This window comes from Nocardioides caricicola (genome assembly GCF_039541135.1).
Taxonomy (GTDB): domain Bacteria; phylum Actinomycetota; class Actinomycetes; order Propionibacteriales; family Nocardioidaceae; genus Nocardioides; species Nocardioides caricicola.
Map to the genome: position 1 here is coordinate 127,522 of NZ_BAABFQ010000003.1, position 12,312 is coordinate 139,833.

16 protein-coding genes are annotated in these 12,312 nt (G+C 73.1%); 11 read left to right on the forward strand and 5 right to left on the reverse strand.

All coding sequences use genetic code 11. The annotated features are described in order from the left end of the window. The first annotated feature begins 4 nt into the window (after positions 1-4). From ABD875_RS02290 to ABD875_RS02300, 3 genes are read left to right on the forward strand one after another with little or no spacing between them, the layout of a single operon-like run. Entirely contained in the window at positions 5-1,882 is a 1,878-nt protein-coding gene (locus ABD875_RS02290; protein ID WP_345170851.1) for an ABC transporter ATP-binding protein, read from the forward strand. A 2-nt stretch (positions 1,883-1,884) separates the two neighbouring features. After that, positions 1,885-2,616: a class I SAM-dependent methyltransferase gene (locus ABD875_RS02295; protein ID WP_345170852.1), complete on the forward strand. Its 732-nt coding sequence runs from the start codon at positions 1,885-1,887 to the stop codon at positions 2,614-2,616. A 10-nt stretch (positions 2,617-2,626) separates the two neighbouring features. Then, positions 2,627-3,373 carry an SDR family oxidoreductase gene (locus ABD875_RS02300; protein WP_345170853.1) on the forward strand — a complete coding sequence of 249 codons (747 nt, stop codon included), beginning with the start codon at positions 2,627-2,629 and terminating at the stop codon, positions 3,371-3,373. Here the strand turns inward: ABD875_RS02300 and ABD875_RS02305 are convergent. Next, positions 3,259-4,227, reverse strand: coding sequence for an SURF1 family cytochrome oxidase biogenesis protein (locus tag ABD875_RS02305; RefSeq protein WP_345170854.1), 969 nt, complete (start codon positions 4,225-4,227; stop codon positions 3,259-3,261). The genes ABD875_RS02300 and ABD875_RS02305 overlap by 115 nt on opposite strands. A gap of 43 nt (positions 4,228-4,270) precedes the next feature. On the opposite strand from ABD875_RS02305, the gene moaA reads away from it, so the two are divergent. Beyond that, positions 4,271-5,263 carry a GTP 3',8-cyclase MoaA gene (moaA, locus tag ABD875_RS02310; RefSeq protein ID WP_345170855.1) on the forward strand — a complete coding sequence of 331 codons (993 nt, stop codon included), beginning with the start codon at positions 4,271-4,273 and terminating at the stop codon, positions 5,261-5,263. Positions 5,264-5,284: 21 nt separating this feature from the next. On the opposite strand, the gene ABD875_RS02315 is transcribed toward moaA, so the two are convergent. After that, complete coding sequence (locus tag ABD875_RS02315; RefSeq protein WP_345170856.1) at positions 5,285-5,491, reverse strand: acetone carboxylase; 207 nt, start codon at positions 5,489-5,491, stop codon at positions 5,285-5,287. A gap of 138 nt (positions 5,492-5,629) precedes the next feature. Further along, on the reverse strand, positions 5,630-5,950 hold the full coding sequence (locus ABD875_RS02320) for a DUF3099 domain-containing protein (protein WP_345170857.1): 321 nt from the start codon (positions 5,948-5,950) through the stop codon (positions 5,630-5,632). A 54-nt stretch (positions 5,951-6,004) separates the two neighbouring features. Here ABD875_RS02320 and ABD875_RS02325 point away from each other — a divergent pair, with 54 nt between their 5' ends. The 6 genes from ABD875_RS02325 (at position 6,005) to ABD875_RS02350 (ending at position 9,488) form a co-directional block, all read left to right on the forward strand. Then, positions 6,005-6,217, forward strand: a complete 213-nt coding sequence (locus ABD875_RS02325) for a dodecin (RefSeq protein ID WP_345170858.1) — start codon at positions 6,005-6,007, stop codon at positions 6,215-6,217. Between the two features lie 51 nt (positions 6,218-6,268). Further along, positions 6,269-6,991 (forward strand): 3-oxoacyl-ACP reductase FabG, encoded by a 723-nt coding sequence (gene fabG / locus ABD875_RS02330; protein ID WP_345172654.1) that lies wholly within the window; start codon positions 6,269-6,271, stop codon positions 6,989-6,991. A 2-nt stretch (positions 6,992-6,993) separates the two neighbouring features. Then, positions 6,994-7,764 (forward strand): enoyl-ACP reductase FabI, encoded by a 771-nt coding sequence (gene fabI / locus ABD875_RS02335; RefSeq protein ID WP_345170859.1) that lies wholly within the window; start codon positions 6,994-6,996, stop codon positions 7,762-7,764. A gap of 43 nt (positions 7,765-7,807) precedes the next feature. Then, positions 7,808-8,311: a SixA phosphatase family protein gene (locus ABD875_RS02340; protein WP_345170860.1), complete on the forward strand. Its 504-nt coding sequence runs from the start codon at positions 7,808-7,810 to the stop codon at positions 8,309-8,311. Between the two features lie 68 nt (positions 8,312-8,379). Next, the gene (locus ABD875_RS02345; protein WP_345170861.1) at positions 8,380-8,976 is read left to right on the forward strand and encodes a hypothetical protein; all 597 of its coding nucleotides are present in this window, start codon (positions 8,380-8,382) and stop codon (positions 8,974-8,976) included. Then, entirely contained in the window at positions 8,964-9,488 is a 525-nt protein-coding gene (locus ABD875_RS02350) for an RNA polymerase sigma factor (protein WP_345170862.1), read from the forward strand. Before ABD875_RS02345 ends, ABD875_RS02350 begins: the two co-directional genes overlap by 13 nt. Here the strand turns inward: ABD875_RS02350 and serB are convergent. Continuing rightward, positions 9,466-10,680 carry a phosphoserine phosphatase SerB gene (gene serB, locus ABD875_RS02355; protein WP_345170863.1) on the reverse strand — a complete coding sequence of 405 codons (1,215 nt, stop codon included), beginning with the start codon at positions 10,678-10,680 and terminating at the stop codon, positions 9,466-9,468. The genes ABD875_RS02350 and serB overlap by 23 nt on opposite strands. 34 nt (positions 10,681-10,714) lie before the next feature. Continuing rightward, on the reverse strand, positions 10,715-11,461 hold the full coding sequence (locus ABD875_RS02360) for a hypothetical protein (protein WP_345170864.1): 747 nt from the start codon (positions 11,459-11,461) through the stop codon (positions 10,715-10,717). Between the two features lie 53 nt (positions 11,462-11,514). Between ABD875_RS02360 and ABD875_RS02365 the strand changes: the two genes are divergently transcribed. Next, on the forward strand, positions 11,515-12,309 hold the full coding sequence (locus ABD875_RS02365) for an ABC transporter ATP-binding protein (protein WP_345170865.1): 795 nt from the start codon (positions 11,515-11,517) through the stop codon (positions 12,307-12,309). The last annotated feature ends 3 nt before the right edge of the window (positions 12,310-12,312 follow it).

Genomic DNA, 12,312 nt, shown 5'->3' on the forward strand with positions numbered 1-12,312 from the left:
CCGGATGTCGGGGATGCAAGGAGCGGGCGCCGCGTGGCGCCACCTGCGCTCGGACCGCAGCGTGGTCCACAACCGGATCGAGCCCGGCACGGTCCGTCGCGTCCTCGGCTTCGCCCGGCCGCACCGGCGGCTGATCTCGTTCTTCCTGGTCCTCACGGTCATCGACGCCGGCCTGGTGGTCGTGTCGCCGCTGCTCGCGCAGCGCATCATCGACGACGGCATCATCGGCGAGGACCGCCAGCTGATCGTGGTGCTCGCGCTCGCCATGGCGGGGGTGGCGCTCGTCAGCGCGCTGCTGTCGGTGGGCGTGGGCTGGCTCTCCTCGCGGATCGGCGAGGGGCTCATCTTCGACCTCCGCACCCAGGTCTTCGGCCACGTGCAGCGCCAGTCGCTCGCGTTCTTCACCCGCACCCAGACCGGTGCGCTCGTGTCCCGGCTCAACAACGACGTCATCGGCGCCCAGCGGGCGTTCACCTCGACCCTGTCCAGCACGGTCGCCAGCACGATCTCGGTGCTCGTGGTCGGCGTCGCGATGGTGGCGCTGAGCTGGCAGGTCACCCTGCTCTGCCTGGCGATCTTCCCGCTGATGCTGCTCAGCTCGCGCTGGGTGAGCGCGCGGCTGGCCGGCCTCACACGCGAGCAGATGGACGGCAACGCCGACATGGGCAACGCGATGACCGAGCGGTTCAACGTCGGCGGCGCAATGCTGCTGAAGCTGTTCGGTCGCCGCGCCGACGAGGACGCGCTGTTCGCCACGAAGGCCGCGACCGTGCGCGACCTCGGGGTGCGCATCTCGCTGCTCACCCGCATCTTCGCGGCCACGATGATGATGGTCCCGGCGCTCGCCACCGCCCTGGTGTACGGCGTCGGCGGGTTGCTGGTCATCGACGACGCCCTCACCGTCGGCACCCTGGTCGCGCTCGCGACGCTGCTGCTGCGGCTGCTCGGCCCGCTCCAGAGCCTGTCCAACGTCCGCATCGACGTGATGACCGCGTTGGTCAGCTTCGAGCGGGTCTTCGAGGTGCTCGACCTGCCCTCGCTGATCCAGGAGAAGCCCGACGCCGTCGCCGTGCCACCCCACGCGTCGCGGCTCGAGTTCGACCACGTCGCGTTCAGCTACCCCCGGGCCGACGAGATCTCCCTCGCCTCGCTCGAGACGGTCGCGCGGGTCGAGTCCCGCGACTCCGGGCCGGTGCTGACCGACATCAGCTTCACCGCCGAGCCCGGCCAGATGGTCGCGCTGGTGGGACCGTCCGGCGCCGGCAAGACGACGATCACCCACCTGGTGGCCCGGTTGTACGACGTGAGCGGCGGCGCGGTCCGCGTCGGCGGCCGCGACGTACGCGACGTGACGCTGCAGTCCCTGGAGGACGCCGTCGGCTACGTCACCCAGGACGCGCACATGTTCCACGACACCATCCGGGCGAACCTGCTCTACGCGCGCCCGGGCGCGAGCGACCAGGAGATCTGGGCCGCGCTCGACGCCGCGCAGATCGCCCCGTTGCTGCGCAACCTGCCCGACGGGCTGGACACCGTGGTCGGCGACCGCGGCTACCGCCTGTCCGGGGGCGAGCGGCAGCGGCTCGCGATCGCCCGGCTGCTGCTCAAGGCACCGGCGATCGTCGTGCTCGACGAGGCCACCGCCCACCTCGACAGCGAGTCCGAGGCCGCGGTCCAGCGCGCGCTCGACGCCGCCCTCGAGGGGCGCACGTCCCTGGTCATCGCGCACCGGCTCTCGACGGTCCGCGACGCCGACCAGATCCTCGTGATCGACGACGGCCGGGTCGTGCAGCGCGGCACGCACGCGAGCCTGCTGGCCGAGGGCGGGCTGTACGCCGACCTCTACCGCACCCAGTTCGTGGTGGACCAGGCCCCGGTCTGAGCATGGACCGCTCGCAGAGCTTCGGGGACGCCGCGGAGGACTACCATCGGTTCCGGCCGGGCTACCCGGCCGAGGTCGCCGACCTCGTGCTCGGCCACGCGGTGGGCCCGGTCCGGCGCGCTCTCGAGATCGGCGCGGGCACCGGCAAGGCGACCCGGCTGTTCGCCGGGCGCGGGGTGCACGTGACCGCGGTCGAGCCCGATCCCGGGATGCGGGACGTGCTCGAGGCCGAGACGGCGGACCTCCCGGTGACGGTGCTGCCTGCCACGTTCGAGGACGTCGACCCCGGGGCGGTCGGCCCGGTCGACCTCTGCTTCGCGGCCGCGGCGTTCCACTGGACCGATCCCGCGACCCGCTGGCAGCGCGTGGCGGCGTTGCTGCGCCCGGGCGGTGTCGTGGCGGTGTTCGGCGCGCGGACCGAGCTCGCCGATCCCGGGCTCGCCGCCGCGGTCGCCGCGGTCGAGGCGGAGATCGACGCGGAGGTCCCGGGCCTGGAGGCGGCGTACGCCGGACCGGGTGACCTGCCCGAGTTCGAGGCCGTCGACCTCACCGTGGTGCCGCGGCGCTCGACGTACGACGCCGACGCGTACGTCCGCCACCTCGCGACCGTGTCGGCGTACCTCGTCCTGGACCCGGCCGAGCGCGACGAGGCCCTGAACCAGGTGCGGGCCCTGCTGCCCGCCCGCCTGGAGCTCGTCCAGGACGTGCGCATCCAGCTGGCCAGGCGCGCCTAGGGTTGGCGGCATGGACCTCGACCTGACCGACCGCGTCTTCCTCGTGACCGGTGGCGCCCGCGGGCTCGGGCGCGCGACCGCCGACGTGCTCGTGGCCGAGGGCGCCCGGGTGGTGCTCTCCGGCCGGACGGAGGAGACCCTCGACCCGGCACGCGGCGAGTCCGTCGAGACCGTGGTCGCCGACAACGCCGACCCGGCGACACCGGGCCGGCTGATCGCGGCGGCCCAGGACCGGTGGGGTCGTCTCGACGGGGCGCTGATCAGCGTCGGCGGACCACCTCCCGGCTCCGTGGCCGGCACCACCGACGAGCAGTGGACGGCGGCCTTCGAATCGGTCTTCCTCGGTGCGGTGCGGCTCGGCCGTGAGATCGGGGCCGCCCTGCCGGCAGGTGGGGCGATCGCGTACGTCCTCTCGTCGAGCGTGCGCGCCCCGCTCGCCAACCTGGCGATCTCGAACGGGCTCCGACCGGGCCTGGCCATGGTCGCGAAGACCCTCGCCGACGAGCTCGGCCCGGCGGGCGTGCGGGTGAACGGCCTGCTGCCGGGCCGCATCGGCACCGAACGGGTGGCCGAGCTGGACGCGTCGACCGGCGACGAGGCGGCCGCGCGGGAGGCGGCGACGCGGACGATCCCGCTCAGGCGCTACGGCGAGCCGGCGGAGTTCGGCCGGGTGGCGGCGTTCCTGCTGTCGCCGGCCTCGTCGTTCGTCTCGGGCTCGATGCTGCCCGTCGACGGCGGCATGCTGCGCGCCCTCTGATCCCGCTCCGCCTGGTACGCCGCCTGGTAGGCCGCGCGCACCTTCTGCTTGTGCGCGTTCTTCGCCGCGCGCCGCTGCTTGCGCTCGGAGACGACCCGGTCGGGCTCGTCCGAGGTCTCGTCGGTGCGGCGCCCGGTGCGCCACTCGTCGAACGCGAGGTAGCAGAACCCGAAGACCGCGAGAATGCCGAAGAACCACCACTGCAGGCCGTAGAAGAAGTGCGGCCCGTTGTTCAGCTCGGGCAACTCGACCGGCTCGAGGTCCGCCGCGGGTTCGCCGTCCTCGGTCTTGAGCTGGACGAAGCCGCCGTACACGGGCTCCCCGATGGCCTCGCCGATCTCGCTGCTGGAGATGGCGCGGGTCGAGTGGTCGTCGACGGCGGTGCTGTCGCCGGTCGCGTCGGCGCGGACCCAGCCCTCGACGGTGACCTCACCCTCGGGCGGCTCGGGCAGGTCGGTGGGGCTGGTGCCCTGGTTCTCCGACGGCATCCAGCCGCGATCCACGAGCAGCGCGGTCCCGTTCGCGGTGACCAGCGGGACGACGGCGTCCACGCCCGACTGCCCGTCGCGGGTGCGGTAGCGCACGACCACGGTGTTCGGGACGTCGTACGTGCCGGTGGCGGTCACGAGCCGCCACTCGTCGTCCTCGGCGACGCCCCCGCCGGGGGAGAGCACCTCGTCGACCGGCGTGGCGGCGCGATCCTCGTTCGCCCGGATGACGGCGTTGCTGTCCTTCTTGTCCTCCAGGCGACCGAACTGCCACTCGCCGAGCCACCAGCTGGCGTAGCAGAGCAGGCCGACGACCAGCGCGAAGAGCACCCACCGCCGGCTCAGCAGGAACCTGAACGAACGCACGCCACAGGCTATCCGCCGCCCACCGTCGGCCTAGACTGCAGGGGTGCAGACGAGGAAGCTCGAGGACCGCTACGGCCGGGTCGCCACCGACCTCCGGGTGTCGCTGACCGACCGCTGCAACCTGCGCTGCTCCTACTGCATGCCCGCCGAGGGTCTCGACTGGCTGCCCGACGACACCGTGCTGAGCGACGACGAGGTGGTCCGGCTGGTCCGGATCGGGGTCGAGCTGCTCGGCGTCCGCGAGGTGCGGTTCACCGGCGGTGAGCCGCTGGTGCGCCGTGGTCTCGTCGACATCGTGCGGCGTACCAGCGCCCTCGGTGTCGAGACGTCGCTGACCACGAACGCGCTCGGGCTGGCCCGGATGGCGCACGCCCTCGCGGAGGCCGGGCTCGACCGGGTGAACGTCAGCCTGGACAGCATCCGCCGGGAGTCGTTCAAGGAGATCACCCGGCGCGACCGGCTCGCCGACGTGATCGCAGGGCTCGCGGCCGCCCAGGAGGCCGGTCTCGGTCCGGTGAAGGTGAACGCCGTCCTGATGCGCGGCATCAACGACGGCCAGGCGCCCGAGCTGCTGCGCTGGGCGATCGGCGAGGGCTACGAGCTGCGCTTCATCGAGCAGATGCCGCTGGACGCGCAGCACCGGTGGAGTCGCGACGGGATGATCACCGCGGACGAGATCTTCGCCCACCTCGAGCGCGAGTTCACGCTCTCGCCGGCCGAGGAGCCTCGGGGCAGCGCGCCCGCCGAGCTGTTCCTGGTCGACGGGGGACCGGCGACGGTCGGCGTGATCGCCAGCGTGACGCGGCCGTTCTGCGGCGACTGCGACCGGGTCCGGCTGACCGCCGACGGCCAGGTCCGCAACTGCCTGTTCGCCCGCGAGGAGTCCGACCTGCGCGCCGCACTGCGTTCCGGTGCCACAGACGACGAGATCGCCGGGCGCTGGGTCACCGCGATGGCCGGCAAGCGCGCCGGCCACGGCATCGACGACCCGACGTTCCTCCAGCCCGACCGCCCGATGTCGGCGATCGGCGGCTGAGCGGGGGATCGACCCCAGGGCTCAGGCGTGCGGTACGACGTCCTTCAGGAACTGCCGCGCGCCGAGGAAGTCCGACAGCGACTGCTTGTGCTCGTCGCACGCCAGCCAGACCTTGCGGCGGTCGGGGGTGTGCACCTTGGGGTTGTTCCAGAGCAGCTCCCACGCCGCCGGCGTGGTGCAGCCCTTGGCCGAGCAGACCTCGACCTCCGGGCCTTCGTTCTCGGTCATGCGGACCTTCCTGGAGTGCACGTGTCGCGACATGCGTGGTGCCGGACAGCCACGGGGGAAGCCGTCCGGCACCACGGCGTACCGGAACGGGGGAGACCCGGCACGCGCGGCGATTCTGTCACGGGCCCTGATCGTGGCCTAGGAGCCCGGTGGACGCTCGCCGGCGGTTCCCGGGCCGAGCATCCGGCCCGCCGCGCCCTCCTGGAGGTCGAACCCGTCGTCCTTGGACGCGACCGCGTTGGCCATGACGACGGCGACGTACGGCAGCAGGACCGCGGCGGCGACGAGGGACCACCGCAGCCAGCCCGAGGCGACGATCGCGCCCAGGAAGCACGCCGTCCGGATGACCATCGAGAAGAGGTAGCGCCGCTGGCGCGCCCAGATCTCGTCCTGCCGGTTGGAGGACGCCGTGGTGATCCGCACCGCCTCGTCGCGGTCGCGACGCAGGTCCCGGGCCATTGGTCCATCGTACGTCGCTAGGGTGAGCCCTCCACGACCGGATCAGGAGACATCATGACCAACCGCACCTACCGCGTCACGGAGATCGTCGGCACCTCGCCCGAGGGCATCGACGCCGCCATCCGCAACGGCGTCGAGCGCGCCGGCAAGACGCTCCGCCACCTCGACTGGTTCGAGGTCACCCAGGTCCGTGGCCAGATCAAGGACGGCGCGGTCGAGCACTTCCAGGTGGGCATGAAGGTCGGGTTCCGGCTCGAGGACGACTGAGCCTTTTCGGCGTACTGAGGGGTAATCGCTAGCGTCGCGGACGTGAGCCCCGTGGACACCACAGCACCCGAGCCCAGGTCGGTCCTCGTGACCGGCGGCAACCGCGGCATCGGCCGCGCGATCGCCGAGGCGTTCATCGCCAACGGCGACCAGGTCGCGGTCACCACGCGCAGCGGTGGGGCGCCCGACGGAGCGCTCGACGTCCGGTGCGACATCACCGACCCGGCGCAGGTCGACGCGGCGTTCGCCGAGATCGAGGCCGCGCACGGTCCGGTCGAGGTCCTGGTGGCGAACGCCGGCATCACCGCCGACACGCTGCTGCTGCGGATGTCGGACGACGATTGGTCGTCGGTGATCGACACCAACCTCACCGGCTCCTTCCGGCTCGCCAAGCGGGCCTCGAAGGGGATGCTGCGCCTGAAGCGCGGCCGGATCGTCTTCATCTCGTCGGTCGTCGGCCTGCTCGGCTCGGCGGGCCAGGTCAACTACGCCGCCTCCAAGGCCGGCCTGGTGGGCATGGCCCGGTCGATCGCACGCGAGCTCGGCTCCCGGTCGATCACCGCGAACGTCGTCGCACCCGGCTTCATCGAGACCGACATGACCGGGGTGCTCACCGACGACCAGAAGGCCGCGATCCTCGCGCAGGTCCCGCTCGGGCGGTACGGCGCGGTGGAGGAGATCGCGGAGACGGTGCTGTGGCTGACCGGCCCCGGCGCGGCGTACGTCACCGGGGCCGTGATCCCGGTCGACGGTGGACTCGGAATGGGGCACTGATCATGGGCATTCTCGACGGCAAGCGGATCCTCGTCGCTGGCGTGACGATGGACAGCTCGATCGGCTTCGCGACCGCGAAGGTCGCGCAGGAGCAGGGCGCGACCGTGCTGATCTCCAACTTCGGGCGGGCGCTCGGCATCACCCGCCGGATCGCCAAGCGGCTGCCGGTCGAGCCGCCGGTGCTCGAGCTCGACGTCACCGACGACGACCACCTGGCCGGCCTCGAGGCGCAGGTGCGCGAGCACGTCGATGGTCTCGACGGGGTCGTCCACTCCATCGCGTACGGCAACCCCGAGACGCTGCTCGGCGGCAAGTTCCTGACCGGGCCGTGGCCGGACGTCGCGCAGGCGGTGCAGGTGTCGGCGTACTCCCTCAAGTCGCTCGCCGAGGCCTGCCGGCCGCTGATGGGTCCCGGCGGCTCGATCGTCGGGCTGACGTTCGACGCGACGGTCGCGTGGCCCGCGTACGACTGGATGGGTGTGGCGAAGGCCGCGCTGGAGTCGACCTCGCGCTACCTCGCCCGCGACCTCGGTCCGCACGGCATCCGGTCGAACCTGGTCTCCGCCGGGCCGCTCAAGACGCTCGCTGCCAAGGCGATCCCCGGCTTCGAGGACCTGGACACGATGTGGAGCGACCGCGCGCCGCTGGGCTGGGACAACGCCGACCACGAACCGACCGCGAAGGCGGTCTGCGCCCTGCTGTCGGACCTGTTCCCGGCGACCACCGGCGAGATCGTCCACGTCGACGGCGGGCTCCACGCGATGGGTGCCTGACCCGGGTCCTGACAGCGCGCCCGGAGGCTGGGACCATGTGCCGGTGAGCAGACTCGTGGTGATGCGGCACGCGAAGGCCGAGCAGGCCGGGCCCACCGACTTCGACCGCCCGCTGGCGCCGCGTGGCCACCGCGACGCTGCCGACGCCGGAGCCTGGTTCGCGCGGCAGGGCCTGGTGCCCGACCACGCGCTCGTCTCCGCCGCCCTGCGCACGCGCGAGACCTGGGAGTCGGTGGCCGAGGGCGCCTCGTGGACGCTGGAGCCCGACCTCGACCGGAGTCTGTACGCCGCCGGGCCGGAGACCGCCCTCGACCTGATCCGGCTCGTCCCGGACTCCGTCTCGACGCTCGTCGTGATCGGCCACAACCCCACGATGGCGTCGCTGGCCCAGCTGCTCGACGACGGCGACGCGGACGCCGAGCTGACCCAGCAGCTGTTCAGCGGCTACCCGACCAGCGCCGCGGCCGTGTTCGAGCACGACGGGCCGTGGACCGACCTCCGCGAGGGTGGAGCCCGGTTGGTGGCCTTCCACGTCGGCCGGGAGTGAGCTGGACGCTTCCCCGCGTGCCGGACATGTAGGGGGTGTCAGCGCCACCTCCCGAGAGGAAGTCCGCCATGGATCTCGACCAGCTGCTCGACGAGTCCGCACCGCCCGTCACGCCGCCGACCCCGCACCTGGAGCGGGAGCTGCACGCGCTGGTCGCCGCGACCGAGCCGGAGAACCGCCGCTGGCCCCGCCGCGTGACGGTGGCCGCCGGCGTGGCCGCCGGGGTCATGGGCCTGGGCGCCGCGGCGACCGCTGCTGGCGTCCTGCCGGGCTGGCCGTCGTTCTCGACGTCGTCCGGGCAGACCTGCACTGTCGAGGTGTGGGCCGAGGAGCTCGCCCCCGGTGACGGCGAGCCGGTCTCCGCCACGTTCACCGAGGCGGAGCGCGCGGCGACGTTGACGGCCGCCCGCGCCTACCTCGCCGACTTCGACTACGCCGCGGTCGACCGCGCCCAGGCGATCGCCTGGTGGCAGGACGAGGAGCGCCGGGTGCGCGCGGCCCAGGACGACCCGGCGGAGCGTCAGCCCCGGCTGACCGGTGACGACCTGGAGGTCACCGCGGTGTCGCGGTGGGTGATCGACCGCCTCCGGTCCCACCTGGCCGGCCAGGGCCTGGACGTGCGGGCGGTCATGGTCGGCACCAGCACGACCGGGTGCATGCTGTGACGCCGCGCGACCGGGCCGCGGTGCGCGACGCGCTGCGGAGCACGTCGCCTGACCTGCTCGCCTACCTCGAGCGACGCGTCAGCGTCCGCGAGGACGCCGCCGACCTCCTCGGCGAGGTCCTGCTCCAGGCCTGGCGGCGGCACACCAGCCTCCCCGCCGAGCCGACGCGCCAGCGGATGTGGCTGTTCACCATCGCCGCCCACGTGCTCGCCAACCACCGCCGCTCGATCCGCCGGCGCACCTCGCTCGCCGAGCGGCTGCGCGCCGAGGTCGCCACGACGCCGCCGGCGTCGGACCCGGCCGAACGGCACGCCGTCCGCGACGCCGTCCTGCGCCTGCACGACGCGCAGCGCGAGCTGGTCATGCTCATCCACTGGGACGGCTTCACGATCGTCGAGGCCGCGGAGCTGCTCGGCCTCAACGCCTCCACCGCGAGGAGTCGGTACGCCGCCGCGCGCGAGACGCTCAAGCGGGCCTTGGAGGAGCCCCTCAGACAGGCGGCCGAGGCGTGACGATGCCGGCCTCGGCGTCGGCGGCCTCGATCTCCTCGCGGGAGATGCCGAGCAGGTACATGATCGCGTCGAGGTAGGGCACGTTCACCGACGTGTCCGCGGCGTCGCGGACCAGCGGCTTGGCGTTGTAGGCGATGCCGAGACCCGCAGCGTTGAGCATGTCGAGGTCGTTGGCGCCGTCCCCGATGGCGATGACCGCAGCCTCGGCCACCCCGATCTCGGCCGCGAACTCGCGCAGCGCGGCCGCCTTGCCGGCCCGGTCCACGACCGGCCCGACGATCCGGCCCGTGAGCCGGCCGTCGACGATCTCGAGCTCGTTGGCGCGGGCGAAGTGGATGCCGAGGTCCGCGGCCAGCCGGTCGGTGATCTGGCTGAAGCCGCCGGAGACGATCGCGAACCGGTAGCCGAGGCGGCGCAGCGTCCGGACCATGGTGCGCGCACCCGGGGCGAGCACGATGGCGTCGTACACCTCGTCGAGCGCGGACGCCGGCACCCCTTCGAGCAGGGTGACCCGGCGGCGCAGCGACTCCTCGAAGTCGATCTCGCCGCGCATCGCCGCCTCGGTGATCTCGGCGACCTCGGGCTCGAAGCCGGCGTGCGCGGCGAGCATCTCGATGACCTCGCCCTGGATCAGCGTGGAGTCGACGTCCATGACGATCAGCCGGGTGCCGCGGCGCATCAGGGAGGCGGGTTGGACGGCGATGTCGATGGCCTGCCGGGACGCCTCGGCGGCCAGGACCGTGCGCAGCGCCTCGGTCGACGCCCCCGAGACGTGCAGGTCGATGGCGGTGATGGGGTAGCGCGCCATCCGCTCGATGCGGTCGATGTTGGCGCCGGCATCGGCGATCCGTCCGGCCACCGCGGCCATCGCGGCGGCGTTCAGCGGGCTGCCGATGACGGTGACGTGCGAGCGACCCGCGCCGCGCGCCTTGTTGTCACCGACGCCCTGCTCGACGTCGACGCTCATCCCGAGCGCCGACGCGGTGGACTGCACGGCCTCGATGATCCGCGGCACGTGTCGGGGAGCGGTCACGAGGACGCCGAGGATCAGCTTGCCGCGCAGCACGATCTGCTCGATGTCCAGCACCTCGACGCCGGCGCTCGACAGTGCGCCGAACACGGCCGACGTCACGCCCGGGCGGTCGCTGCCGGTCAGCGTGATGAGCAGGGTCTCGGGCTTGGCGGGAGTCATGACACCCGGAAGGCTAGTCGTGCGGCGCCCGAGGTCATGCCGGAGGCCACACCTCGGGCGAGCACGCAGCGGTCAGGGCGCGGCGCCCCGCGCGGTCCAGCGGCGTCAGCGCGGACCGCCTCCGCTCGATCTCGTACGACGACAGCGCGCCGCCGTCGTCCTCCAGTGCGAGCGCGACGATCTCGGTGGCCTGCAGGCCGCGCGCGGCCAGCTCGACACACCGGCCCGGGACGCCCGGCGGCGCCGCGAGCGGCTCGCGGTGGCGCAGGTTCATCAGCCGGTCGGCGACCTCGGGCCGCCACTGCGCGACGTCGAGCCCGGCCAGGGCGTTGGCCGACTCGACCAGGGCGGAGCGGAGCTCCCGGTCGGCCTCGCCGACGTCCGGCAGCTGACGACGCTCGGCGGGGATCGCCCGCCACGCGATCGCCGCCCCGGTGCGCTGCGGCACCAGGCCGAGACCGGTCCCGGCGACGACCACCGCCTCGCCCTCCTCGAGCGCCTCCGCGTTGAACTCCCGGGGACCTCCCAGGCCGAGCGGGTCACCCTCGGCCGGGAACGCCGCACCCACGTACGACGCACCCAGGGACCGCAGCCGGGCCAGTCCCGCGACCAGTGTCTCGGTGCCCTCCGCGCCCGGCAGCCCGGCGACGACGTGGGTCGCGTCCGGCCCCAGGACGGCGTCGAGCAGGAGGTCGGTGACGACGTGTCCGCGCAGCCAGGACGTGCCCCACCAGGCGAGGCGGGCAGCGGCGGGGAGGTGGCCCGAGGCGAGGTCCGTCACGGCGGGTGAGGATACGCCGAAGGCGACGATCACCGTCTCGATAGGGTGACCGCATGAGCGCCGTGATCGACTTCGCCGAGGTGACCATCCGGCGCGGTCAGGCCACGCTGCTGGACCGGGTGAGCTGGCGGGTCGGGCCCGACGACCGGTGGGTGATCCTCGGCCCGAACGGCGCCGGGAAGACCACGCTGCTGCAGGTCGCCTCCGCGCAGATCCACCCGACCTCGGGTGTCGCAGGCATCCTGGACGAGGTGCTCGGCACCGTCGACGTCTTCGACCTCCGCCCTCGCATCGGCGTCACCAGCGCCGCGCTGGCCGAGCGGATCCCGCGCAGCGAGCGGGTCCACGACGTCGTCGTGTCGGCGTCGTACGGCGTGGTCGGGCGCTGGCGCGAGGCGTACGACGACCTCGACCACGAGCGCGCCTCCCAACTGCTGACCGAGGTCGGCGCGCTCCACCTCGCCGACCGGACGTTCGGCACCCTCAGCGAGGGCGAGCGCAAGCGGGTCCAGATCGCCCGCGCGCTGATGGCGGACCCGGAGCTGTTGCTGCTCGACGAGCCCGCGGCCGGGCTCGACCTCGGCGGCCGCGAGGACCTCGTCTCCACGATGTCGGTGCTGGCGCAGGATCCCGCGTCGCCGGCCACCGTGCTGGTGTCCCACCACGTCGAGGAGATCCCGCCGGGGTTCACGCACGCGCTGCTGCTCCGCAAGGGCGCCGTGGTGGCCGCCGGGCCCATCGACGAGGTCATCACCGAGACCAACCTCTCCGCGACGTTCGCGATGCCGCTGCGCCTCGACCACGAGGACGGACGCTGGAGCGCCCGTCGGCGAACACGGCACCGCTAGGGT

Coding starts and splice junctions, on each gene's coding strand:
- ABD875_RS02320 (WP_345170857.1), bottom strand. CDS start 5,950: ATGGCCCGGGACCTGCGTCGCGACCGCGACGAGGCGGTGCGGATCACC.
- ABD875_RS02300 (WP_345170853.1), top strand. CDS start 2,627: ATGGACCTCGACCTGACCGACCGCGTCTTCCTCGTGACCGGTGGCGCC.
- ABD875_RS02295 (WP_345170852.1), top strand. CDS start 1,885: ATGGACCGCTCGCAGAGCTTCGGGGACGCCGCGGAGGACTACCATCGG.
- ABD875_RS02345 (WP_345170861.1), top strand. CDS start 8,380: ATGGATCTCGACCAGCTGCTCGACGAGTCCGCACCGCCCGTCACGCCG.
- ABD875_RS02315 (WP_345170856.1), bottom strand. CDS start 5,491: ATGACCGAGAACGAAGGCCCGGAGGTCGAGGTCTGCTCGGCCAAGGGC.
- serB (WP_345170863.1), bottom strand. CDS start 10,680: ATGACTCCCGCCAAGCCCGAGACCCTGCTCATCACGCTGACCGGCAGC.
- fabI (WP_345170859.1), top strand. CDS start 6,994: ATGGGCATTCTCGACGGCAAGCGGATCCTCGTCGCTGGCGTGACGATG.
- ABD875_RS02365 (WP_345170865.1), top strand. CDS start 11,515: ATGAGCGCCGTGATCGACTTCGCCGAGGTGACCATCCGGCGCGGTCAG.
- ABD875_RS02325 (WP_345170858.1), top strand. CDS start 6,005: ATGACCAACCGCACCTACCGCGTCACGGAGATCGTCGGCACCTCGCCC.
- ABD875_RS02290 (WP_345170851.1), top strand. CDS start 5: ATGTCGGGGATGCAAGGAGCGGGCGCCGCGTGGCGCCACCTGCGCTCG.